Origin of the sequence: Apibacter adventoris, assembly GCF_002964965.1 — a bacterium.
Classification (GTDB): domain Bacteria; phylum Bacteroidota; class Bacteroidia; order Flavobacteriales; family Weeksellaceae; genus Apibacter; species Apibacter adventoris.
This window is the reverse complement of the sequence record NZ_PSZN01000019.1, coordinates 56,229-80,269: the sequence shown is the minus strand read 5'-3', so window position 1 is coordinate 80,269 and position 24,041 is coordinate 56,229. Positions and strand designations below refer to the sequence as shown.

General features: G+C 29.2%; 24 protein-coding genes. 5 read left to right on the top strand and 19 right to left on the bottom strand.

Annotation, left to right across the window (positions count from 1 at the left end; genetic code table 11):
- From C4S76_RS07985 to C4S76_RS07975, 3 genes are all read left to right on the top strand, one after another.
- Positions 1-585 (top strand): YdcF family protein, encoded by a 585-nt coding sequence (locus C4S76_RS07985; protein ID WP_105193949.1) that lies wholly within the window; start codon positions 1-3, stop codon positions 583-585.
- 247 nt (positions 586-832) lie between these two features.
- Complete coding sequence (locus C4S76_RS07980) at positions 833-3,517, top strand: PD-(D/E)XK nuclease family protein (protein ID WP_105193948.1); 2,685 nt, start codon at positions 833-835, stop codon at positions 3,515-3,517.
- Positions 3,518-3,591: 74 nt separating this feature from the next.
- Positions 3,592-4,818: an aminotransferase class V-fold PLP-dependent enzyme gene (locus tag C4S76_RS07975; RefSeq protein WP_105193947.1), complete on the top strand. Its 1,227-nt coding sequence runs from the start codon at positions 3,592-3,594 to the stop codon at positions 4,816-4,818.
- 25 nt (positions 4,819-4,843) lie between these two features.
- On the opposite strand, the gene C4S76_RS11810 is transcribed toward C4S76_RS07975, so the two are convergent.
- The 8 genes from C4S76_RS11810 to C4S76_RS07940 form a co-directional block, all read right to left on the bottom strand.
- Positions 4,844-5,002, bottom strand: coding sequence for a hypothetical protein (locus C4S76_RS11810; RefSeq protein WP_181044088.1), 159 nt, complete (start codon positions 5,000-5,002; stop codon positions 4,844-4,846).
- A gap of 103 nt (positions 5,003-5,105) precedes the next feature.
- Entirely contained in the window at positions 5,106-5,912 is an 807-nt protein-coding gene (locus tag C4S76_RS07970) for a TPM domain-containing protein (protein WP_105193946.1), read from the bottom strand.
- On the bottom strand, positions 5,896-6,318 hold the full coding sequence (locus tag C4S76_RS07965; RefSeq protein ID WP_105193945.1) for a TPM domain-containing protein: 423 nt from the start codon (positions 6,316-6,318) through the stop codon (positions 5,896-5,898). The genes C4S76_RS07970 and C4S76_RS07965 overlap by 17 nt, the downstream gene beginning before the upstream one ends.
- An 11-nt stretch (positions 6,319-6,329) precedes the next feature.
- Positions 6,330-6,959, bottom strand: coding sequence for a LemA family protein (locus C4S76_RS07960; protein WP_105193944.1), 630 nt, complete (start codon positions 6,957-6,959; stop codon positions 6,330-6,332).
- A gap of 131 nt (positions 6,960-7,090) precedes the next feature.
- Complete coding sequence (locus tag C4S76_RS07955; RefSeq protein WP_105193943.1) at positions 7,091-8,470, bottom strand: tetratricopeptide repeat protein; 1,380 nt, start codon at positions 8,468-8,470, stop codon at positions 7,091-7,093.
- Position 8,471: 1 nt separating this feature from the next.
- Entirely contained in the window at positions 8,472-11,024 is a 2,553-nt protein-coding gene (gene gyrA / locus C4S76_RS07950) for a DNA gyrase subunit A (RefSeq protein WP_105193942.1), read from the bottom strand.
- A gap of 189 nt (positions 11,025-11,213) precedes the next feature.
- Positions 11,214-11,717, bottom strand: a complete 504-nt coding sequence (gene nrdG / locus C4S76_RS07945; RefSeq protein ID WP_105193941.1) for an anaerobic ribonucleoside-triphosphate reductase activating protein — start codon at positions 11,715-11,717, stop codon at positions 11,214-11,216.
- Positions 11,710-13,917, bottom strand: a complete 2,208-nt coding sequence (locus C4S76_RS07940) for an anaerobic ribonucleoside triphosphate reductase (RefSeq protein ID WP_105193940.1) — start codon at positions 13,915-13,917, stop codon at positions 11,710-11,712. Before C4S76_RS07940 ends, nrdG begins: the two co-directional genes overlap by 8 nt.
- Positions 13,918-14,333: 416 nt before the next feature.
- Here C4S76_RS07940 and C4S76_RS07935 point away from each other — a divergent pair, with 416 nt between their 5' ends.
- Positions 14,334-14,756: a hypothetical protein gene (locus tag C4S76_RS07935; protein ID WP_105193939.1), complete on the top strand. Its 423-nt coding sequence runs from the start codon at positions 14,334-14,336 to the stop codon at positions 14,754-14,756.
- Between the two features lie 85 nt (positions 14,757-14,841).
- Here C4S76_RS07935 and C4S76_RS11665 read toward each other — a convergent pair whose 3' ends face one another.
- The 4 genes from C4S76_RS11665 to C4S76_RS07925 form a co-directional block, all read right to left on the bottom strand.
- Entirely contained in the window at positions 14,842-15,066 is a 225-nt protein-coding gene (locus C4S76_RS11665) for a hypothetical protein (RefSeq protein ID WP_146105715.1), read from the bottom strand.
- Positions 15,067-15,192: 126 nt separating this feature from the next.
- A complete protein-coding gene (locus C4S76_RS11805; RefSeq protein ID WP_181044087.1) occupies positions 15,193-15,333 on the bottom strand; it encodes a hypothetical protein in 141 nt (46 codons plus the stop codon).
- 33 nt (positions 15,334-15,366) lie between these two features.
- On the bottom strand, positions 15,367-15,609 hold the full coding sequence (locus tag C4S76_RS07930; protein ID WP_105193938.1) for a hypothetical protein: 243 nt from the start codon (positions 15,607-15,609) through the stop codon (positions 15,367-15,369).
- A gap of 6 nt (positions 15,610-15,615) precedes the next feature.
- A complete protein-coding gene (locus tag C4S76_RS07925) occupies positions 15,616-16,017 on the bottom strand; it encodes a hypothetical protein (protein WP_105193937.1) in 402 nt (133 codons plus the stop codon).
- Between C4S76_RS07925 and C4S76_RS07920 the strand changes: the two genes are divergently transcribed.
- Complete coding sequence (locus tag C4S76_RS07920) at positions 16,005-16,253, top strand: hypothetical protein (protein ID WP_105193936.1); 249 nt, start codon at positions 16,005-16,007, stop codon at positions 16,251-16,253. The genes C4S76_RS07925 and C4S76_RS07920 overlap by 13 nt on opposite strands.
- Positions 16,254-16,292: 39 nt before the next feature.
- On the opposite strand, the gene C4S76_RS07915 is transcribed toward C4S76_RS07920, so the two are convergent.
- The 7 genes from C4S76_RS07915 to ppk1 all read right to left on the bottom strand — a co-directional run bounded on the left by C4S76_RS07915 (position 16,293) and on the right by ppk1 (position 24,040).
- A complete protein-coding gene (locus C4S76_RS07915; RefSeq protein ID WP_105193935.1) occupies positions 16,293-16,628 on the bottom strand; it encodes a hypothetical protein in 336 nt (111 codons plus the stop codon).
- A gap of 213 nt (positions 16,629-16,841) precedes the next feature.
- Entirely contained in the window at positions 16,842-17,012 is a 171-nt protein-coding gene (locus C4S76_RS11800) for a hypothetical protein (RefSeq protein WP_181044086.1), read from the bottom strand.
- 70 nt (positions 17,013-17,082) lie between these two features.
- Complete coding sequence (locus C4S76_RS07910) at positions 17,083-18,174, bottom strand: glycosyltransferase (protein ID WP_105193934.1); 1,092 nt, start codon at positions 18,172-18,174, stop codon at positions 17,083-17,085.
- A 10-nt stretch (positions 18,175-18,184) separates the two neighbouring features.
- Positions 18,185-19,495 carry a UDP-N-acetylglucosamine 1-carboxyvinyltransferase gene (gene murA, locus C4S76_RS07905; protein ID WP_105193933.1) on the bottom strand — a complete coding sequence of 437 codons (1,311 nt, stop codon included), beginning with the start codon at positions 19,493-19,495 and terminating at the stop codon, positions 18,185-18,187.
- Positions 19,496-19,498: 3 nt separating this feature from the next.
- Positions 19,499-20,167, bottom strand: a complete 669-nt coding sequence (locus C4S76_RS07900; protein WP_105193932.1) for a DUF4290 domain-containing protein — start codon at positions 20,165-20,167, stop codon at positions 19,499-19,501.
- A 389-nt stretch (positions 20,168-20,556) separates the two neighbouring features.
- Positions 20,557-21,444: a Ppx/GppA phosphatase family protein gene (locus C4S76_RS07895; protein WP_317045853.1), complete on the bottom strand. Its 888-nt coding sequence runs from the start codon at positions 21,442-21,444 to the stop codon at positions 20,557-20,559.
- A 526-nt stretch (positions 21,445-21,970) separates the two neighbouring features.
- On the bottom strand, positions 21,971-24,040 hold the full coding sequence (gene ppk1 / locus C4S76_RS07890; RefSeq protein ID WP_105193930.1) for a polyphosphate kinase 1: 2,070 nt from the start codon (positions 24,038-24,040) through the stop codon (positions 21,971-21,973).
- Position 24,041: the final 1 nt, after the last annotated feature.

The window sequence follows — 24,041 nt, the reverse complement described above, 5'->3', positions numbered from 1 at the left end:
ATGTATTACTACAAGAAAATATTAAAATATATGTTTTTGTGTATTTTTCTCATTTTCTTTTGGTTTATTTTACATACTTTAACAATTATAACAGACGGAACCCAAGAAGATACTAGACCGGCTGATATTGGAGTTATATTTGGTACCAAGAATAAAAAAGATGGTTCTCTCTCACAATCAATGTTAAGAAGATTAAATATCGGTTTAAAACTATATCAGGAAGGAAGAATACAAAAAATATTATTATCTGGCGGAATAGCCAATAAGGGATTCTGTGAATCTGATTTAATGCAAGATTTTCTTATAAGTAAAGGAGTTCGTTTAGGGGATATAATTATTGATAATAAAGCAAAAAATACAAAAGAGAATGTAGATAACTCTCTTGAAATTATTAAAAATAATAATTATAAAAGATTAATTATTATTTCACAGTATTATCATATTTCACGTATAAAATTAATGTATTATAAACGAGGATTTTATAATATTGGATCTGTAAGTTCAAGACATTTTAGTAAAAAACACGATCCGAAAATATTTATTCGAGAATTCTTAGGTTTTTATTATTACTATTTTTTCTATTAATTAATAATAGAAATATTATAAAATTAGGTTTATATTTTTGGTTCATAATTTTTTTATGAATAGTAATAAATACATTAAATTTCCTCATTAATAATACAATTTTTAGCTAAAAATAAGATTATTTTTAAAATTCCCCATTAAATTATTTATAAATAAATGACCCTGTTATTATTTATAATAAAACACATTATAAGAACATTTGCGATTAAATAGAAATCCATATCTTTATTTATTAATTTTGCAAATAATGAATTTTATAGAAAATGTAATTAATGCTTTACTTGATAAAAATTTAGATTTATCAAAAACGAATCTAATACTTCCCAGTAAAAGACCTATAATATTTTTTAAAAAATATTTTGCTGAACAAAAATATAATGGTTTTATTCCTGCATTTTTTACAATAGAAGATTTTATATCAAAATATTCTGATTTAATTCAAATAGAAAATATTCCGTTATGGTTTGAAGCTTACAAAATTCAGAAAGAATATATTAATCCTGAGGAAAAATTTGAAGATTTTTTAAAATGGATACCTACACTTCTCAATGATTTTAATGACATTGAAACTTTTTCTGATCATCCATTAAAGATTATAGAACACCTTTCTTCAATTGAGAGAATAGAAAATTGGGGAGAATCACTGAACTCTCAACATCAAGATAAACTATTTTTTAAAAATATAAAATTTTGGGAAAATAATCTTATACTCTATAAGAAATTAACCCAATCCTTAAAAGAAAAAGGGCTAGGAACTAAGGGTATGCTTATAACTTCTGTTGTTGAAAATTTAAAAACAATTTCTATACCTCAAAAAGAAAATTTTGTTTTTGTTGGTTTTAATGCGCTAACTCCTAAAGAGGAAAAAATAATTAAATATTTTATTTCAAATTTCAACACCTTTTTATATTGGGATGCTGATAGTTATTATTTAAATAATCCTACGCAGGAAGCCGGATATTTTTTAAGAAATTATTTAAAATGGAATTATTATGCTAGCAGAGACTTTCAATGGATACAAAATAATTTTAAAGAACCAAAAATTATTAATGTTATAAGTACTTCACAAGAAGTTACACAAGCTAAATATGCTGGAAACCTTTTAAACACTTTTTCTAATAAAGAATTAAAAAATACCGCCCTTATATTATGTGATGAAACAATACTCCCTTCAGTAATAGAAAGCCTTCCAAAAAATATACAAAAGGTTAATATAACAATGGGTTATTCTTTAAAAAACTCTCTTTTGGCTTCTTTTTTTAAACAAATATTTCAACTTCATATTTTTAAAGAAAAAAATAATTCTAAAGGATTTTATTTTGAAGATGTTATAAATATACTAACTCACTCCATTATAAATTCCGATCCTATTATTTCTAATTTTGTTAATGAAATTAAGCAATCTAACCGTGTGTTTATATCTGATTCTTTAATTTATAAACAATTATCGAATCTCAATATTCTCTTTATTTTTAAAGAATATTCAAGCCCTATACATTTATTAATAAAATTGAAAGAGTTCTGTGAAATTATGCATGAAGAAACAAAGGAAACAGAACCGATATTAAAAGAAAATTTTTTAAGATTTAAAAATATTTTTTCTCAACTTATTTTTCAATTAGGAGAAAATCCAATTATAGATAGTTTTTCTGTTTTACAAACCTTTTACCATCATCTATTAAACAATGAAAAAATTGATTTTATTGGAGAACCTTTAGAGGGACTTCAGCTTATGGGATTATTGGAATCTCGTTTATTAAGCTTCAAAAATATCATTATGCTTGGAGTTAATGAGGGAATACTGCCTGCCGGTAAAACAGATAATTCTTTTATTCCTTTTGATGTAAAGAAAAATTATAATATCAATACTTATTTAGAAAATGACGCTATTTATGCCTATCATTTTTACCGATTATTGCAACATGCAGAAAATATAACCTTACTATATAATAATTATACTGAGGGAATAAATTCTGGTGAAAAAAGCAGGTTTATCAGTCAACTACAATTTGAATCCGGTTATCAAATAAATGAAATTGTAGCTACCTATTCCGGAAATTTACAAAAAAATAAAAAATTATCTATACTTAAAACTCCTGTATTAATGAAGGCAATAAATGAGTGGCTACAGGAACCTATCTCGCCTACTCATTTGACAAATTACCATTATAATCCTATTATTTTTTATATACAGAAAATATTACATTTAGAGAAAGAACAGGAAATAGAAGAAGAAATTTCCCCTCTTAATTATGGGAATTTAATTCATCATACCTTAGAATCTCTTTATTCTCCTTATAAAGAAAAACAACTTTCAATAGATATTTTAGAACAAATGTTAAAAGAATATCCTTTGAAATTAAATACATACATAAATCAAAATTTAAATAAAGATCTATTTGAAAGAGGCCATAATTATTTACAAAAATTATTAGCAGAAAAAACCGTTGAAAAGATAATTCTCAGAGATATTACCGATATAAAAAATGGAAATACAATTTTCATTAAAGATATTGAAAAAAGGTTATTTTCAAAAATTACCCTTGATCATATAGGCGAAATTCACTTAAAAGGTTTCGTTGATAGATGGGATATTTTTAATGGTCAAAATCGTATTATAGACTACAAAACATCTTCTGTAAATCCTTTAAAATTTAAATATGAAAAAATAGATAAAATAAGAGAGAATAATAATTACAAATTTTTTATTCAATTAATATTTTATGCTTATATGATTTTAAATGAAAAAATGTCTGAAACTGTAAAAGTAGGCATCTGGAGTTTTAAAAAACCTTTCAAAGGTTTAGAAATACTATCTATGGATAATAATGATGTTTTTACTTATTCTGAAGTAATTACATTATTTAAAAATGTAACTTTCCTCATAGAAGAAATTGCAAATCCTAATATTCCGTTTTCTGAAAAAGATTAGGTTTTATTAGTATCAAAAATTATATTTTTTATATGTACTAAAAGATAATTATCTTTGAAAACATAATTTACCTCATGGAGATAGACCTTAAATATATTCGCAGCCAATTCCCTATATTAACTCAAACTGTTAATCAGAAACCTTTAATTTATCTGGATAATGCTGCTACTACCCAAAAACCATTTTCCGTTTTGGAGGCTGAAGATATTTATTATAAAACTATTAATTCCAATGTACATCGTGGTGTGCATACATTAAGCCAGCTTTCAACTATTGAAATGGAAGCTACTAGAGGAGCTGTAAAAGAATTTATTAATGCTAAAAAAGATTATGAAATTATATTTACCAAAGGCACTACTGATGGAATCAATTTAGTAGCTTCAAGCATAGAGACTTTGATAAACAAAGGAGATGAAATCATAATATCGACTTTAGAACATCATTCTAATATAGTTCCATGGCAATTTTTAGCAGAAAGAAAAGATTTAATATTAAAAGTTATTCCCATTGATGAAAATGGAGAATTACTATTAAATGAATATGAAAAACTTATAACAGATAAAACAAAAATTGTTGCTATAAATCATATTTCAAATGCTTTAGGGGTTGTAAATTCTATAGAACATATAATAAAAAAAGCTCATGAAGCGCAAGCTTATGTATTAATTGATGGAGCTCAAGCAATTTCCCATAAAAAAATAGATGTTCAAAAGCTAAATGTTGATTTTTATGTATTTTCAGCACATAAAATGTATGGACCTACAGGGGTAGGTATTTTATATGGAAAAGAAAAATTACTAGAGAGAATGAAACCGTATCAGGGTGGAGGAGAAATGATTAAAGAAGTTACTTTTGAGAAAACGACTTATGCAGATTTACCTTTCAAATTTGAGGCAGGAACTCCTAATATAGCAGGAAATATTGTATTAAAAAAAGCTATTGAATTTATACAGAATATTGGTTTAGAAAATATTGAAAAATATGAAAATAGCATTTTAAAATATATTACGAAAAAATTAGAGGAATTAGATGGTATTACTACTTATGCTAAAAATAGCACTTCTAAAACCGGAGTGGTTTCTTTTAATTTAGATATTAATAACATACATTCTTCAGATGTTGGATTCATTTTGGATAAGCAAGGAATTGCAGTAAGAACGGGACATCATTGTGCACAACCTCTTATGAGACATCTTGGAGTAACAGGCACTGTAAGAGCCTCTGTAGCTATATATAATACAAAAGAAGAAATAGATCTTTTGATTGAAGGAATTACATTAGCACAAAAAATGCTGCAATAGCTTATAAAAATTATATGATCAGAGATTATCCTCGGTCATAATCATCATAATCATAATAATCATAATCTAAATCATAATAGTAATCATCTTGATCATAGGGATTTAATTGAGAATTGTTTAATGTTTTACAACTACTTAAACACGTAAGTAAGAGAAATAATAAAAATAATCTATTTATAATCATATTGATTTTTTCATTTGAATTAAGACATGAATATAAATCTTAATTTTTTGGATTTTAAAATCCTTATTTATAGTTTTTTTAATTTATAATAATAACTGTTTTCTTACCAACTACCACTGGCTCCACCACCTCCAAAGCTTCCTCCGCCACCAAAACCTCCAAAACCTCCACCACTTGAGCTTCCTCTGCCAAAACCACCAAAGCCTCCGCCTAAGAAACCTCCGCCAAAACCTCCCCAAAAATCATCATCATCATCTTTCTTTTTCTTCTTTCCATTTCTATCGTAGTAGGTACTACTTGTTGATTTTTTTTTCATCAATACTATAAATAAAATAAAGAAAAAAAGAATCAACGCTACAACAAATCCTGACATACCATCGTCTGTATCATCCGTTTTCGGAGATGCTTTAAACTTACCTTGCAATACTTTAATAATTTGATCTGTTCCTGAATTTATAGCTCCAAAAAAATCATTATTTTTAAGATAAGGCACCATATACTGGTTTATAATTATGCCAGAATAAAGATCTGTCATTGCATCTTCTGTTCCTTTTCCATTTTGAATTGCCAACTTATGATCATTTACTGCTATTAATAATAAAATACCATTGTTTTTATCTTTTTGCCCTATTCCCCATTGAGTTCCCCATTTGGCTCCAACGTAATTTATATCGTCACCATCTAAGGTTTTTATTGTGCAAACTATAATTTCTGTAGAAGTAGAATCACTATAAGAAATAAGTTTTTGATTTATCTCTTGTTTTTGTTGCGTAGTAAGTATTCCTGCATAATCATTAACAGGATATATAATTTTTGGTCTTTCAGGAATTTTAAATTCTGTTTGGGCATAAGATAAAAATCCAAAAAGAAAAGTGCATAAAATAAATAAATTCTTAACGCGAAATCTCATTAGCTAGTTCATTTTCATTATTGTCTCCGTCAGAGGGAAAATATTTTTTTAATTGATTTCCTGTTTTAAAAATTGCATTAATCAAGCCTTCTTTATATTTTTCTTTTTTAAAAGATTCTATAATTTCTTCCAAAATTTCGTTCCAAAAAGATTGTCTTACTAACTTATGTATATTTTCATCTCCAATTATCGCCACTTTTCTCAAATTTTCGGAAACATAAAAAAGAACACCGTTTCTGTTCTTTGTTTTTTGCATGCCAATTTTATAAAATATATCTTGTGCTGTAGCTAAAGCATCACCTTTTAGATGTTGATCCAAATGAACCCGAATTTCTCCGGTAGATAATAGCTCAGCATTTCTAATAGCTTCTATAATTTCTTTTTCATCTTCTGACGAAAACAACATGTTTTTCTATTTTATTTATTATCTGTACCGTTTAATAGGGTATTTACATCTGGAGCCTTTTGTGCTCCTGAATCTGCTTTAAATAATCCCTTTTCTTTAAATCCTCTTAATCCGGCTATAATACTGGAAGGAAATTGTTGTATTTTTATATTATATGTAGTTGCAGATTGATTAAAATTATCACGATCTATTTTAATTCTATTTTCAGTTCCTTCTAATTGATTCTGAAGAGATAATATATTTTGGTTAGCTTTCAGATCCGGGTATCTTTCAATTGAAACTAATAATCGGCTCAATGCTGATCCCAAGCCGGATTGAGCTTGTTGAAATTCTGCTAATTTTTCAGGAGAAAGATTAGAGGGATCTATTTGTACAGACGTAGCTTTAGCTCGTGCATTTATAACATCAGTTAAAGTTTCTTTTTCATAATTTGTAGCCTTGTTAACAGTCCCTACTAAATTAGGTATTAAATCTGCCCTTCTTTGATAAGAACTTTCTACATTTCCCCATTTAAGATTCACATCATTATCTAGCTGAACCAAATTATTATATATAGATAATCCCCAAAAGAAAATACCAATACAAATTAAAAACAATATAAGAAATATACCTCCTCCTATTAGACATCCTTTACTTTTCATATTCTTTAAATATTATAATACTATTATTGCTTACAAAGATAGACTATTTAATTATATAATTTACAGGAAAAATAAAAAAACTATCCCAAAAAAGATAGTTTTTTTTATTTTTATTATAAAAAATTTTATATTTATAATGCATTTTCTGCTTTTCTTATCTCATCTAGTTTATCTCTCATTCCTAAAACTCTATATGCTTCTTTAAGTACTTGAATAATTTCTATATCTTTTTTATCAAATTCGTAAGCTTTTTCTATATAAGGAAGAGCTTCTTTAAACATATTTTTTCTCTGAGATAATAATACATCATACTTTTGTTGATCCGCTTTATTAGCCCCTAAAGCTTTCATTTTTTCAACAATTTCTTTATCAGGAGATAAACTTAATGAAGCTAAATTAAGATAAGCAACAGCATAATCGGGTTTTATAGATATAACCTTATTATAGTAAGATTTAGCCAAATCATAAGTTTTAGGATCTTTACTATATATTACCCCTAAGTTAAATAAAGAGATATAATCATTTGGATCTTTCTGTACCGCACTTTTTAATTGATTTATATATTTATCAGTTTGTCCGGTCTGATAATAAAGCTCCCCTATTTGACTATTTAAATTTTTATCTCCAGGAAATTTAACTAATCCTTTTTCTGCAATAGTTAAGGCCTCATCATATTTTTTATCTGCTGATAATATTGCTATAGCATAACTGTATATTTCTGCCTCTACAGAGGGTGTTTCTTCCGTTTTAAAATCAGAAAATCCGGAATTAGGGGTAGATTTGAATAAATTATACTGTTGTTCCGTCAAACCTACTCTTACTCCATTTTGTATAGCTGTATATAAAGTCTTTTTTCCAGTATACCCGGTATTAATTAGTTCTTTATATAATTCCAGAGCTTTAGCATTGTTCTTGGCTGCATGATAAGAAATGGCAGCATAGTACATATATATTTCATCATTGCTACCAGCGGCTTTATTTAAATAATGTGCTTCTAAAAAATCATTGGCAGAGCTGGCATAATTTTTAGCATTGTATTCTTCTGTAGCTTGGTTAGCTATGGTTTGTTTTTTTTGTTCTATAACTGGAAGTACTTTTTGTAAAAAATTAGTCCCTGATTTAGTTTCTTTAAGACCGCTAAATCCTTGTGTCTGCAAGTTATTAGCTTCTTGTTTAGACAAAGTAAAAGCTTTTTGTTTATTACTTTTATTTTTCAGTGAATATACCGGACCTTGCTCATAAGCAGACAAAATCGAAAATGTTTGTGCAGCTTCTAAGTTTTTCCCATTTTCTAAAAGGGTACTCCCTTTAATATATAAAAATTTAGCATAAACATCGGGTTCTAAAGCCTGAGCCTTTTCTAACACTACAGGATCTACCTGTTGAATTAAGGTCTGCGCTTGTGCTTTATTTCCATTTTCAAAAAAATTAAAGGCTTCTTTTATTTCTTTTTCTTGTCCAAAAGAAAGTATTGAAAATAAAGTCAATAATGATAAAGTTATCTTTTTCATCTTAATCTTGAATTTCTATATTTGGATCTTGTGATCTTTCATCTTTATTTGTTGTTTCATCTGAATTCATAGTTTCCGAATTTTCCTCTTCTTCCACTCCTTCTTCTTTTTCAATTTTTGTAATTGCGGCAATTTCATCGTTTTTCTTTAAATTAATCAACCTTACTCCTTGAGTATTCCTGCTCATTACCCTCAATTCTTCAACTGACATACGTATAGCAACACCAGACTTATTAATAATCATTAAATCATTCTCATCTGTTACTTTTTGAATGGCTATCAAATCTCCGGTTTTATCGGTAATATTTAAAGTTATTACTCCTTTTCCGCCACGATTTGTAATTCTATATGCATCTACATGGGTTCTTTTTCCATAACCTTTTTCTGAAACTACTAAAATAGTATCATTTTCTGGGTCTGAAATAATAACCATACCTATCACTTCATCATTCTCACTTCCTAAAGTTATACCCCTCACTCCTGAAGCATTTCTTCCAATAGGTCTTAAAGTTTCTTGAGGAAATCTGATCGCTTTTCCATATTTGGTAGCTATCATTATTTCATCTTTTCCAGAGGTAAGACTGGCACTAACTAATGTATCTCCTTCTTTAACATTAATGGCATTAATACCATTAGCCCTAGGACGTGAATATGCTTCTAAACTGGTTTTTTTAACCGTTCCCTTTTGGGTTACCATCACTAAAAATGTATTGCTGGTATATTCTTCATTTTTTAAGTCATGGGTAAGAATATAGGCTTTAATTTTATCGTCAGTCTCTATATTTATAAGATTTTGAATTGCTCTACCCTTAGCGGTTTTTGAACCTTCCGGTATTTCAAATACACGAAGCCAGAAACATTTTCCTTTTTCTGTAAAAAATAACATATATTGATGCGCTGTGGCAGAAACTACATACTCTAAAAAATCTTCATCTCTTGTAGATGCAGCACGGTTTCCTACTCCTCCTCGTGATTGGGTTCTATATTCAGATAGTGAAGTTCGCTTAATATAACCCATTTTAGAAATTGTTAATACCACTTTTTCATCAGGGATAATATCTTCAATACTCATTTCACCACCGGCAAAATCTATATCTGTTCTTCTTTCGTCTCCGTATTTTTGTTTAATTTCTAATAATTCGTCTTTAATAATTTGAAAACGAAGCCCTTTATCATTTAAAATATTATTTAAATTTTCAATCTCCTTCATTATAGCCTCATATTCATCCCGAATTTTATCTAGCTCCATTCCTGTTAGACGAGCCAATCGTAAATCCAAAATAGCCTGAGCTTGTATTTCTGAAAGTTCAAACTCTTGAATTAATCCGGTTTTAGCTTCTGCCGGACTTGCACTTTCACGTATTATTTTTATGGCTAAATCTAATGAATCCTGAGTGGCTATTACTTTCATAAAACCTTCCAGGATATGAGCTCTTTCCTGAGCTTTTCTAAGTAAGTATTGGGTACGCCTAACTACAACATCATGTCTGTGATCTACAAAATGATGTATAATATCTTTTAAATTAAGCTGAACAGGTTTTCCTTTGACCAGCGCTATATTATTTACACTAAATGAAGTTTGTAAGGCTGTATATTTATATAAAAGATTTAAGACTACATTAGGTATTGCTTCATTTTTAAGTATATAAACCACTCTCATCCCTTTCCGGTCAGATTCATCTCTAATCTCTGCAATACCTTGTAATTTATCCTCTTTAACCAGTTCTGCAGTACGGGCAATCATATCTGCTTTATTTACCTGATAAGGAATTTCTGTAACAACAATTGCATCTTTTCCGTGAACTTCTTCAAAATTGGCTTTTCCTCTAATTATAATTCGCCCTCTGCCGGTTTCAAAAGCAGATTTCACTCCTTCATAACCGTAAATAGTTCCACCTGTCGGAAAATCGGGAGCTTTTATATACTTCATTAAGCCTTCTACTGATATTTCATTATTATCTATGTAGGCACAAATGGCATCTATGGATTCTGACAAATTATGAGGTGCCATATTCGTAGCCATTCCTACTGCTATACCGGAAGCTCCGTTAACCAGCAAAATAGGAATGCGTGTAGGCATTACCTCTGGTTCTTCTAAAGTATCATCAAAGTTTAATTGTGTATCTACAGTATCTTTATCTATATCTGATAAAATTTCTTCTGAAATCTTCTTTAATCTTGCCTCTGTATATCGCATAGCTGCAGGTGGGTCACCATCTACAGAACCATAATTTCCTTGTCCGTCTACTAATTGATACCGCATAGACCATTCTTGCGCTAAACGAACCATAGTATCATAAACGGAAGAATCTCCATGAGGGTGGTATTTTCCCATTACCTCCCCTACAATTCTTGCTGATTTTTTGTAGGCACTGCTTGAAGTTACCCCCAATTCATACATCCCAAATAAAACCCTCCTGTGTACCGGCTTCAAACCATCTCTTACATCTGGTAAGGCTCTGGATACTATTACGGACATGGAATAATCTATATATGAAGATTTCATTTCATCTTCAATATTTATAGGAATCAATTTTTCCCCTTCTCCTGTCATATTTTCGTGTTTATTTTTTCTTTATGTGTATATGATTATTTCTGTAAAATTAATAATTTTTTATGGAACAGACAATTCTTACCAAATGAGCTTCATCCCTTATTATAAAATAAAAATGAGTAGTTATAATATTTTTGTCAGAACCATTAAAAAATTAGGAAATACATAGCAAAAGTATTTTACTTATATTCAATAGTTTTCCTTTCCCCATAAGGTTAGCTTTTTGTTAAGTATTGACTGTTGCACATCAACTATCCTTTGATTGGAACTACCACGAAATAGTAAGGATTCTTTATGTAGTGAACTTATAAATTTTCCATCTATAATGACGTCTATATAAGGCAATATTAGGGATAGTTTTTTTGATTTGGATATTTGTTCATAAGTAAAACCTGTATAACACCAGATATTTTTGCGTGTTTCTTTCTTTATTAAAGTAGCCAATTCTGTAAATCCTTCGACCTGTATTAGAGGATCTCCGCCTGTAAATGTTACATTTGCAAAATCTGCCTCTTTAACAACCTCCAACAATTCATTTATATGATAAAGTTTTCCATTATGTTTGTCCCAAGATTGCGGATTATGACAGGCTTCACATTTATGAATACATCCGGCAGCATAAATGGAAGTCCTAAAACCAGGACCATCCACAGTAGTATCTTGTATTATATTTAATATAGATAATTTACCCATGGGTTACACGGTCATTTAGCTCTGCAAGTTTCGCCTTATTCCATCGATCTGTGGTTCCTACTAAATAACCGGTAATACGTTGTAAGCGATCAATATTTTCACTTCCGCATTCTGGACATTCTTCTATATGAGAAGAGGCATTTTCATATCCACAGTGTAAACATCTGTTACGGGTATGATTCACAGAGGCATATCCCATATTATATTTATCCATCATATCTACTACTGTCATAATGGCTTCGGGGTTATGGGTTGCGTCGCCGTCTATTTCCACATAAAAAATATGGCCACCTCGTGTCAATTCATGATATGGGGCTTCTATTTTTGCTTTATGATGAGCACTGCATTTATAATAAACCGGCACATGGTTAGAATTGGTATAGTATTCTTTATCTGTAATATTTTCTATTATTCCAAAGTCTTTTTTGTCCTGACGTGTAAATCTGCCTGCGAGCCCTTCTGCCGGCGTAGCTAATATACTATAATTATGTTGGTATTTTTCTGAAAATTCATTGGCTTTATCTCTCATATAGGTGATTATTTCTAAACCTAATTTTTGAGCTTCTTCATCTTCCCCATGATGTTTACCAATTAAAGCTATTAATGATTCTGCCAAACCTATAAAACCAATTCCTAACGTTCCTTGATTTATAACTTTTTCTATGGTATCTTCATTGCTGAGTTCATGACTTCCTTCCCATAATACAGACATAAGCAAAGGAAATTGTTTGGGGGCTGCCGTTTTTTGAAATTCAAAACGTTGATGTAATTGTACAGCCACTATATCTAATAGTTTATCCAGTTTTTGATAAAATGTGTTTAACCTTTCTTTTCTGATTTCTATATTTCTACATTCTAAGGCAAGGCGTACTAAATTTATGGTGGAAAAAGAAATATTACCTCTACCCACAGATGTTTTTTTTCCAAAACGATTTTCAAATACACGCGTACGGCATCCCATAGTGGCCACTTCGTAGTTATAACGTTCAGGATCTTCTGATTTCCATTCCTCATGTTGATTAAAAGTAGCATCTAAATTCAAAAAATTAGGAAAAAACCTATGGGCACTTACTTTACATGCATATTGATATAAATCGTAATTTCGATCTTCCGGAAGATAATTGATTCCGCGTTTTTTCTTCCATATTTGTATGGGAAATATAGCGGTTCCTCCGTTTCCTACTCCTTCTTCAGTACTTTTAAGCAATTCTCTGATTACACACCGACCTTCCGCTGTTGTATCGGTTCCGTAATTTATAGAACTAAATACTACCTGATTTCCTCCTCGTGAGTGTATGGTATTCATGTTGTGTATAAATGCTTCCATGGATTGATGTACCCTGCTGACCGTACGATTAATAGCATGTTGTATAATGCGTTTATCTCCTTCCAGCTGTTCTAATGGATGATATAAATAATCATCTATTTCTGAGTTATAAAGAGATTCATAATTTTTCCCGTTAATTTGTTCTAAAATTTTTATTTCTTCTATAAAACTTTTACGAACAAAAGGAGCTAGATAATAATCAAAAGCAGGAATAGCCTGTCCTCCATGCATTTCATTTTGAGCAGTTTCAAGAGAAATACAAGCAAGCATACTTGCTGTTTCTATTCTTTTTGCAGGACGGGATTCTCCATGCCCGGCATAAAACCCATCATGTAATATTTTATCTAACGGATGTTGAACGCAGGTAAGACTTTTGGTAGGAAAATAATCTTTATCATGAATATGTAAATAGTTTAAACGTATACTTTCTCGAACTTCCGGGGTTAATAAATAATCATCAACAAAAGGTTTAGTGGTTTCACTGGCAAATTTCATCATCATTCCGGCAGGCGTATCGGCATTCATGTTTGCATTTTCACGAGTAACTTCATTAGATTGGATTTCAATAATCTCCAAAAACATATTTCCGGTTTTTGCTTTACGAGCTATATTTCGCTGATCTCTGTAAGCTATATATTTTTTTGCGACTTCTTTACGTGGACTTTTCATGAGTTCCATTTCTACCATATCTTGAATATCCTCTACAGTCATTTGCTTTATACCCTGACAAGATATATTTTTTGCTATTGCTTTTATTAGGAAAAGGTCTTCTCCCTCATCTGTTTGCAGCATAGCTTTACGAATTGCACTAATAATTTTATCTTCATTAAATTCTACAATGCGACCATCTCTTTTAACAACTGTCTGAATCATGTTATTTATTTTTTTATTAACAACGTTTATGCTCCACGGAAGAAATTTTAATCACTTAAAAAATGATTGCTTTCAGATAATTATTTAAGTAGTATTGCTTATCGTGACTAACCTTCCTACAAGCTATATATCGAAAAAATATAGCGAAATTTTATTTTTTCCTTTATTTTAGATGCTTGTACAAAGGTAATTTTTTTCTCTAAAAATATATTTGGAGGTCTTTTTAACTTTTCAACATAATTATTATTATATAATTAATATAAATAATTTATAATAATTTAATAGAATTACAGTTTAAAATAAATAATTTACATTATAAATAAAATATCAAACAATTCTATACATTATAAAAAATAATCATTTTAATTATTAACAGTATTTTTATATTGGATAAATTATTTTACTATCTTTGATTCATGAATAAAACTATATTTTTTTTATTTTTTATTTTTTCGTGTATTTTACATGCTCAAAATAAAAACTTGACCTGTTTAGATTTTACTAAAGGGGAGTTTAAAAGTATTAATGACGATAATGCTACTTTAAGTTCGATTATTATAAGAAACGGACAAAAACAATTAGAGATTACCAATCAAGAATATACCTACAAAAAAATTCATTGGTTAAATGATTGTGATTATTCTCTATTTTTTTCTAAAAAAGACAGTAAAAAAGACCCTTTTAAAAAATATATAAACCATAATGGTGGAATTATTGTTAAAATGGTGAAAATAGAAAATGACATTTTGTATTATAAAACTTCTTATTTTGACGGGAAAAAAGAGGTAACAAGTAGTGGAAAATTGATTAAAATAAGCAACAATTCTTCTTTTAACTAAATGTTATATGTTATCTTTAACGGGCAAACAAATACTAACTTACAGTAATTATTTTTATTCTGTATATATTTCTTTTCATTCTCTATTAACGAATAATCTGAAATTGGGAAGAGCCTTTAGGGCGATACAGGTATAAATCTAAATACATAATTCCTCTTTCTTCCTCATTTTCATAGGTATAATCAAAAGAAGATTTTCCCATATTTTTTCCTGAGACCGTTTTAAAACATAAAACCCTTCCGTTTCCGTAAATGCCCAACTTATAATACTCTAATGGAAAAAACTTTCGATCTATTTTACTATTCTCCAATCCTTTTTGAAATTTTTCAATATTCTCATTTGTGATATATTCTGCCTGATATACTTCCTTATTTGATTGTAAATATTGTGTTCGTATATAGTTCCATTCCTTTTTTTAATAGGCATTTATCATATCCTAATAAAAAGCAACTACCTGAGCTTTGAGTTGAAGGGAATATTCTTCTTTAAAAACTTCTCCGTCGGTCCAGCCTTGCAAATGATAGGGTACGCTAGATACAAAAGACAGACTATCGGTAAAGCTCAATTGTTTGTTCATGTTGCCTGGATCTAGATCTTGTTGATATATTAATTAATTTATAGTTTGAATCTGGTTTTTGACTAAAATATCATAGGAATTATTAATATTAGTAGATTTCGCTTTTACTAATGATTTAGAATTTTCCAATACATAAATATTTTTTTTACTTTCCTGAATAGTATTATACGAATAAATAAGGCTGACTGCGGAAATAGTTCCGGACACAAGAAAAGAAGCAATAATAATAATTCTATACGTTTTTTCTCTGAGCCTTATGCTGTATAGTTCTTTCATTTTAATTTATTTTCTTTTTAAAAGACGGATAAATCTCTTATATTTATAATCTACCATATAAAGAGTATCATTTTTAAATACAAAATCTTCATAATTTGTATATATGGTATCTTTTTTTACACTATCTATTTTGATTTTAAAATTTTTAAAACCTGTAATACTATTTTGATTTACATTAATTGTACTGTCGTTCTCAAGTTTAAATTCATAAAGAGGAGGAACTTTACTCATATTAATATTAGCATACTGAGCCCGTATAGTAGATTCTAGCCTGTCCCATTTTCCATTTAGTTTATTTAAATCGGTTGTGTTATTTTCTGGTTTGCTATTACATGAAACCATTGTTAACAAAGCGATAAATAGTATTACTGATAAATTTTTAACTGTTTTACATTTTGTTCTTTTCATTTTATTATAGTTTATATTATTTACTATTTTATTTACTAAACTTTGATGCTGAAGCAGAAGCAACCGCACTAGTTCCACCAGTTGCTACTGCTGATATTCTACCTATAGCTCCGGCTAATCCAGCTCCAGCTCCGTTAATAACAGCACTGGCTGATGTGCTAGTTAAAGATATTGTATGGTATGCACAGACAACTCCTAAGGATTTCCGCTTCTATTTTTCTTTTTTGTTTTTTTGATATTCCTATAGAAAGGTTTCCGATAAGAGAATATAACAGTCACGAAGATTCATCCAATTTATATTGGAGATCTAGGCTACCGATAAGTTCCTGCTGCCGAGCTGGAATAAAAATATGGTCTTTATTTTCAATACTGGTCCAAGAACGTGTATCAGTACAGTTTCCTTTAAGAGGTACCCTGATTTTCCCACTGCGGCTTTTATCTATTTTTCGTTCATTAAGGGTATAAGTGATGGGTGGAATAAAGTGATAAATATTGAAACTAACTTCTTCTTTTACTTCCCGGTATATGGCAGGAAAAAAATATAAATCGAAAAATAGGTTTTTCTTAATGATCTGCCTTATATGGGCTGAATGACTATAAGCTTCGTGCATAAGGGAAAATACTTTTTATGCGGTCTTTCTATGTAATAGTTCTGTAAAAAAGCTCGCTTCTTCTTCCAGTGTTCTTCAATTTTATAGGCATAGAGAAGGCTTATCAGCTCCATTTGCCGGTAAACTTCCTACTCAAGCGGAAATAAGGGTTTTCCTACGGCTTCGGAAAACTGCTCAGATATTAAATCGGCACATTCATTATTATAATATACCTTAGCTTTGGATAGGGTAAGTAGATTGTGTCTCCCTTAGGGAACAAAGGCTATAATCTACAGAATAATGAATTTGTTTTTCTTTGTTATCTCCTTGATCATACCTAAAGATAACTCCATAGGAAAACTCTGCTTTACCCAAAGAGATCAAATGTATATTTTCTTCTCCCATAAAAAAATAAATAATAATGCAAATGCTATAATAACAGGGTAAATATACTATTTTTTATTTAATAATACACTTATTGTGTATAAAAATGCGAAGGAAAGGCTTTTTGGGGTTTTTGTTTTAAAATATTGAGGACTATAAAGGATTGTAAAAATCCAAAACCGTAAGAAAAGAACTGTATAAAGGTGGTTATCCAAGAAAGTAGGCCAACGGTAAGACTTTTATTTTTTATGGAAGAATCGGAAATTAAGAGGATACTGTAAATACATAGCAGAATAAAAGGAATTAGGGAAATTTCTCTTATGGCAGTTATGGTTGAAGAATATGCTCCCCAAACAGCAAAATGATATAATTTTTGGGAAATAAAAAAGTAAAAAAGTCCGCAAAGCACGGCAATGATAGTGCCAATCATAAAAAGACTTGGAAACCAAAAGGTAATTTTGGCATAAGTGGGATGTCTTTGGTTTAGTATAGGACGGGCTATGCCAAAATGATATACCTGACGGGCAAATTTGTTAAGAGTAGCCCTTCTTTTATGAAATACTTTACAATCGGGAAAAAAACGGGTTTGAAATCCTTTTTCCCAAAGGGTTAAGGTTAAATCGGGATCTTCTCCTACCCTCAATTCTGAAAAACCTCCTGTGTCTTGAAAGGCTTCTCGGGATATTCCCATGTTAAAGCTCCTGGGTTGAAATTTATCTACGGATTTTTTGTTTCCTCTTATTCCACCTGTTGTAAACAAAGAAGTCATAGAATAGGAAATGGCTTTTTGAAGGGTATTGAAATTTTTATCGGCTGCATCTGCTCCTCCAAAAGCATCTGTATACCGGGTGTATAATTCTTTTCGTACATTTTCAATATAATGCTTGGGTACGATACAATCTGAATCTAAAAAAATAAAATAATTTCCGTTTGCCTTTTTACAACCATAATTTCTGGCAAGTCCTGCACCGCTGTTTTGCTTGTAATCATATTTTATATCTAATTTACCTGAGTAGTTAAGGGCTACAGATTCCAGTTTTTCAGCAGAACCATCGTCAACTATAATAACTTCAAAGTTTTTATCTGTTTGTTCTACCAGACTGTTTAATAATTCCCGAAGTTCATCTTTTCGATTATATACGGCAATAATAAGGGAAAATTGTACTCGTAAATCTCCGTGCATAGGTTTCAAATTAAATTTTAATCCTTGTTATGTCTGCTCCTAAGGCCTGTAATCTTCCATCAATGTTTTCATAGCCTCTGTCAATTTGATAAATATTATGGATAAGACTGGTTCCTTTTGCAGAAAGAGCGGCTATTAATAAAGAGATTCCTGCACGAATATCGGGAGAAGTCATCATTGTTCCTCTTAACGGAATTTCCTGATTTAAACCTATAACCGTAGCTCTATGGGGATCACAAAGAATAATTTGGGCTCCCATATCTATAAGTTTATCGACAAAAAATAAACGGCTTTCAAACATTTTTTGATGGATAAGTACACTTCCCTGGGCTTGTGTAGATACTACCAATATTATACTTAATAAATCGGGAGTAAAACCAGGCCAAGGGGCATCGGAAACGGTAAGGATAGACCCATCCATAAACTTTTGGATTTTATAATGTTCTTGTGCTGGAATGTGCATATCATCTTCTTGTTTGTCTATGTGTATTCCTAAGCGTTTAAATGTATCGGGAATATTTCCCAGGTTTTTCCAACTTACATTTTTTATGGTAATCTCGGATTTTGTCATTGCTGCCAATCCTATTATACTTCCAATTTCAATCATATCTGGGAGTACGGTATGCTCTGTTCCTCTAAGTTTTTCAACTCCTTCAATAGTTAAAAAATTGGAACCTATTCCCTGAATATTTGCTCCCATGGAATTAAGCATTTTACATAATTGTTGTATATAAGGTTCGCAAGCCGCATTATAAATTTGTGTGGTTCCTTTTGCTAATACGGAAGCCATAATAATATTGGCTGTACCGGTCACAGAGGCTTCTGCTAATAGTATATAGTTACCTTGTAATTCTTCTGCTGTTACTGCATAATATTTTTCTTCTTCATCGTATAAAAATTTAGCACCTAAACTTATAAATCCCTGAAAGTGAGTATCTAGCCGTCTTCGTCCTATTTTATCTCCTCCGGGTACAGGAATATAGGCTTCTTGAAACCTTCCTAATAAGGGGCCTAGCAACATTATAGACCCTCTTAGTTGCGCTCCGTTTTTTCGGAATTCTTTGCTTTTCAGAAAATCGAAATCTATTTCTTCTGAACAGAAAGTATAATCGCCTTTGGAATTTCTGATTACTTTTACTCCGACAGTTTTTAGTATTTCTATAAGTATTAGTACATCTTGAATTTCAGGAATATTTTTTATTCTCACTGAATCTGATGTGAGTAATATGGCACAAATAACTTGTAATGCTTCATTTTTTGCTCCTTGAGGATGGAAATTTCCATGTAGGGGATTACCTCCAACAATTTGAAAAGTATTCATAAGTTATTTTTTATTTTTAGTGTAATTATTGTTTTTCTTTTGATTTTTAAAATTATTATTTCTATTATTATTTATATTGTTACGATTTTTCCCTTTATTTGAACTATGGGAATTATAATTAGTATTTGTCGGAATTACATTCATTAGCGTTTCGCCTTCTACTGTCTTTAACTTACCTCCGGATAATTCTTCCAAATGGTGAAAAATTACTTCATCTTCTACCTGGTCTTTATTCCATTTTAAATAATTTTTTTTCATTTGATTGGCTATTGCATATGTCAAGCCATCTTTTTTTTCTCCTTCTTCCCATGCACCGGCAACTTCAATCATTTTTTTTACGTTATTGCCATAATATCTATATTTTGACTCATTAACGGGATATTTCATTTTATTTGGAGGGGTATACATGGTTTCCCTTGTAGGGATGGGATAAGGTGAATCTACTTTTAGCTGAAAATTTGACATCATAAAAAGCTGATCCCATAATTTATGCTGAAAATCGGGAATATCTCTTAAATGCGGATTTAGATCTCCCATTACATCTATAATGGATTTTGCAAATTTATTTCTTTCTTTTTCATCTGCAATCGTCATGCAATGATCTACTAACAATTGAATATGTCTGCCATATTCAGGAATAATTAATTTTTTCCTTTGAGTATTATACTCCATAATTATTTAAATACTGTTTATTTGCAATTATTTTGATTTAAAATTTATTAAAAAATTTTAAATTGTAAGTTATTTTGTATTTTGTGTTGGGTAATATTTTATTTAAACACCGGGCTAACAATTGTGTATAATTTTAATCCCTTTTTTATATAAATGTATTATTTCAATTCTATTTTTTAAATATTTAAAGCTGTAGAGTGGCACAAATATAAAAATATTCTTGTAATTCCCTATTATTTATCTGCTTTTTCTTATATATTTTTATAGATATTTTGTATTTATACTAAGCTGTTTTATTAAAATAAATTAACAAAAAAATGTGAATCTGAATGTTCTTTTAGAAAAAATAAATTTTGATTATAAATTAAGTGTATTAATTATTTATATTATCATTTTCGATTTCTTTTAAACATAAGATTTATCATTCCATCTGCTACGCCTATTTTAGGGATGTGAATCCTTGTTGCATGAGCATATCTCATAATAGAATTGTAAATTAATAGCGCCGGAACTACAACGTCCGCTCTGTCGGGTTTCATGTTAAATTTTTCTATCCTTTCCTCGTAAGTAAGATTTTTAAGCAATTCATATTGTTGATGGATGTAATGATATGAAAGAAATTTCCCTTCTTTTTTTCCGGATTCTTTAAATATATAATTGATATTTCCTCCTGAACCTATTAACTCTATATGTTTATTCTGTGTTATTTTTTCTACCCAAGGTTTTATTACTTTTGGTATATAGGATTCTTCTACTTTTCCATCTAATAGACGAACTGTACCTATAGGAAATGATTGACTATAAAGAACAGACCCTTTATTCAATAAAGATATTTCTGTGCTTCCCCCTCCAACATCTACATATAAGTAGTAATTATCTGATTCTAAATAATTTCTAAGTTCTGAACTAAAAATTACTTTAGCTTCTTCTTTCCCTGATATTATCTCAATCTTAACTCCACTTTTTTCTTTTACTTTTTTTATAACTTCTGAAGAGTTTTCCGCTTCTCTCATTGCAGAAGTTGCAAAGGCTCTATAGCGGTCTACATTATAAATTTTCATAAGTAATTTATAAGCTGTCATAGCATCTGCCAGCCTATTTATAGTTTTTTTTGATATTTTTCCCACTGTAAATACATCTTGTCCTAATCTTATAGGCACTCTAACTAAACTAGTTTTATTAAAGGTAACAGATTGGGGGTTTTCATAAATAGTATTTATCAGTAATCTTATGGCATTTGATCCTATGTCTATAGCTGCATATGTATGAATATTCATTATTTATTCAATCTTTAATAATTATTCTTATAAAACAAAGATAGAAAATTGCTTTATATTTTAAACAGAATATATCTTTACAACTTATATTTATAAATTCTATATTTTATTTTTCTAATAATATATATCTATATAGTACAATTTTTAGGTTTATTAAATATTTAATTTAATATTTTAAAATGAATCAAATTTATGAAATAATTGGAAAATTATATAAATATAAGATAAAATATAAATAATTACAGAAGATTAATTATAATATAACATATCTATTTTTGACCAAAAATCTTAATTTGATTGTTTATTAAAAACATTTACTTGAGTCTATAAAAAAGACTGAAAGGAGAATTTTAAAAATATAAATTACTTCAATATCATAAATTAATAAAAATTAATTGATATTAGATTCGTTTAAAAGAATCCTAATCGTTTAATTATTTGATAATTTACTCATTCAATAATTTATTTACTTACATTTAAAATGCTTAAATATTAATACTATTAATTAATAAATTATTTTAATTATTTAATTATATAATTTTAACTTATTTAAATTTTTAATAAATTCATAGATAGTTTCCTGTGAGCGATTTTTTCTACGCCTGTTTCTTTGATAGGGTTCTTCCAAACCTTCTTTAATAAGCCTTCCTTTTACATTATCTTCAAACCCCAATTCGAAAGTTTTTATTATTTCTTTTTTATTTTTTAGACTAAGAACGGGACAAGCTACTTCTACTCTGTGATCTAAATTTCTAGGCATTATATCTGCAGAAGATATATATATCATATCATCTCCTCCATTTTTAAACCAATATATCCTTGGATGTTCTAAAAATTTATCCACAACACTAATTATTTTAATATTATCACTTAACCCCGGTACCTGTGGTATAATGGAACAAATGCCTCTTACTACCATCCTTACTTCTACCCCATTTTGACTAGCTTCGTATAAATAATCTATAATTTCTTTATCACAAATACTGTTTACTTTAATATTTATTTGTGCCGGCAAACCTAACTTTTTGTTTTTTATTTCTCTTTTTATTCCTAAAATTAGTTTTCTTCTTATTCCCCAAGGACTTACGGCTATATCTTTATAATGTTTTACTAAATAATTAGCTCCAAAAAAATTAAATACTTCATCTATCTGATTTACAATACTTTCGTTAGCTGTAAATAAAGTAAAATCGGTATATGCTTTAGCTGTTCCTTCATGAAAATTACCTGTAGATACAAAAGCATATTTTTCTGCACAACCTCTTTGAAGTTCTCTTTCTACAATTCCAATTTTGGAATGAACTTTTAATCCTGGAACTCCAAATATAACTTTAACTCCTTCATCTTGTAACTGTTTTGACCATTTTATGTTATGTGCTTCATCAAATCTCGCTCTAAGTTCTAAAACAGCCGTCACATCTTTTCCGTTTTTTGCAGCATTAATTAACGCACTTAATACCTGAGAATCATCAGCCACTCTATATATAGTAATTTTTATTTTTTTAACTTTTGGATCTATGGCTGCTCCTCTCAAAAATTTCAAGAAAACTGAATAGTCATAATAAGGGGCATATAATAAAGTATCTTCTCTAGCAAAAGCTTTAAAGTAATTTCTTTCTTCTTTAAGTATTTTAGGAATTACAGGGACTATTTTTTTATATTCTAAATCTTTTCTTCCTAATGTAGGAAATTTCATAAAATCTTTTTTATTATGATATTTCCCTCCCGGAGCCAAACTATCATACTCATCCAAATCAAACATTTTTTTTAAAAACTTTAATGTTCTAGCATCAATAGTTTTATCATAAACCAATCGAACTGGTAATCCTTTTTGTCTTTCTTTTAATGCCTCAGAAACACTTTCCATATAACTAACCTGTACATCATTATCTATAGATAAATCTGCATCTTTGGATAGTTTTATAGACTTTCCTTCTATTGTATCGAATTTAAAAAATTGAAATATATCTTTTAGATGATATCGAATTACATCTTCTAAAAAAATTACATGGTGCTTGTCATTTATATCAGGCAAAACCAAAAATCTTGAAAAACGATCTGTGGGTACTTCTATTAATGCATATTGATGATTCTTATTTTTTTTAGTCATTGTTACTATTAAATAAAATACATTATCTTTTAAATTAAGTATCTTATCTCCTTCTTTCCAATATAATACTGTTAAATTATGACTAAGTTTATTTTCATAAAAATCTTCTACAAAAGGCTTTAAAGTTTCTGGAATTGTTTTCTCATCTACTAATAAAGTTTTTTCTTTGGCTAATTCTTTGATTATTTGAGAATAAAGATTATCATATTTTTGCTGTTGATGTGCTACTGTTCTATTTATTTCTTCTAATAAGTCCGTATCTTTTTGCTCTTCAACTATATTATTATATTTACTATTAAATTGAATCATTCTGGCAATGTAAGCATATCTGACTTTATAAAATTCATCCAGATTATTGGAATAAATTCCTAAAAAACGCAATCTTTCTAATAAAGGATTTTTTTTGTCCATTGCTTCCTGTAAAACTCTAGAATTAAATTTAAGCCAACTTATCTCCCTATTTATATATTTATAATTCTTTTTCATT

Coding starts and splice junctions, on each gene's coding strand:
- C4S76_RS07935 (WP_105193939.1), top strand. CDS start 14,334: ATGAATAAAACTATATTTTTTTTATTTTTTATTTTTTCGTGTATTTTA.
- C4S76_RS07985 (WP_105193949.1), top strand. CDS start 1: ATGTATTACTACAAGAAAATATTAAAATATATGTTTTTGTGTATTTTT.
- C4S76_RS07960 (WP_105193944.1), bottom strand. CDS start 6,959: ATGAAAAGTAAAGGATGTCTAATAGGAGGAGGTATATTTCTTATATTG.
- C4S76_RS07975 (WP_105193947.1), top strand. CDS start 3,592: ATGGAGATAGACCTTAAATATATTCGCAGCCAATTCCCTATATTAACT.
- C4S76_RS07900 (WP_105193932.1), bottom strand. CDS start 20,167: ATGGAGTATAATACTCAAAGGAAAAAATTAATTATTCCTGAATATGGC.
- C4S76_RS07930 (WP_105193938.1), bottom strand. CDS start 15,609: ATGAAAGAACTATACAGCATAAGGCTCAGAGAAAAAACGTATAGAATT.
- ppk1 (WP_105193930.1), bottom strand. CDS start 24,040: ATGAAAAAGAATTATAAATATATAAATAGGGAGATAAGTTGGCTTAAA.
- C4S76_RS11810 (WP_181044088.1), bottom strand. CDS start 5,002: ATGATTATAAATAGATTATTTTTATTATTTCTCTTACTTACGTGTTTA.
- C4S76_RS11805 (WP_181044087.1), bottom strand. CDS start 15,333: ATGAACAAACAATTGAGCTTTACCGATAGTCTGTCTTTTGTATCTAGC.
- murA (WP_105193933.1), bottom strand. CDS start 19,495: ATGAATACTTTTCAAATTGTTGGAGGTAATCCCCTACATGGAAATTTC.
- C4S76_RS07895 (WP_317045853.1), bottom strand. CDS start 21,444: ATGAATATTCATACATATGCAGCTATAGACATAGGATCAAATGCCATA.
- C4S76_RS07925 (WP_105193937.1), bottom strand. CDS start 16,017: ATGAAAAGAACAAAATGTAAAACAGTTAAAAATTTATCAGTAATACTA.
- C4S76_RS07940 (WP_105193940.1), bottom strand. CDS start 13,917: ATGATTCAGACAGTTGTTAAAAGAGATGGTCGCATTGTAGAATTTAAT.
- C4S76_RS07915 (WP_105193935.1), bottom strand. CDS start 16,628: ATGCACGAAGCTTATAGTCATTCAGCCCATATAAGGCAGATCATTAAG.
- C4S76_RS07910 (WP_105193934.1), bottom strand. CDS start 18,174: ATGCACGGAGATTTACGAGTACAATTTTCCCTTATTATTGCCGTATAT.
- C4S76_RS07955 (WP_105193943.1), bottom strand. CDS start 8,470: ATGAAAAAGATAACTTTATCATTATTGACTTTATTTTCAATACTTTCT.
- C4S76_RS07980 (WP_105193948.1), top strand. CDS start 833: ATGAATTTTATAGAAAATGTAATTAATGCTTTACTTGATAAAAATTTA.
- C4S76_RS07970 (WP_105193946.1), bottom strand. CDS start 5,912: ATGAGATTTCGCGTTAAGAATTTATTTATTTTATGCACTTTTCTTTTT.
- gyrA (WP_105193942.1), bottom strand. CDS start 11,024: ATGACAGGAGAAGGGGAAAAATTGATTCCTATAAATATTGAAGATGAA.
- C4S76_RS07965 (WP_105193945.1), bottom strand. CDS start 6,318: ATGTTGTTTTCGTCAGAAGATGAAAAAGAAATTATAGAAGCTATTAGA.
- nrdG (WP_105193941.1), bottom strand. CDS start 11,717: ATGGGTAAATTATCTATATTAAATATAATACAAGATACTACTGTGGAT.
- C4S76_RS11800 (WP_181044086.1), bottom strand. CDS start 17,012: ATGGGAGAAGAAAATATACATTTGATCTCTTTGGGTAAAGCAGAGTTT.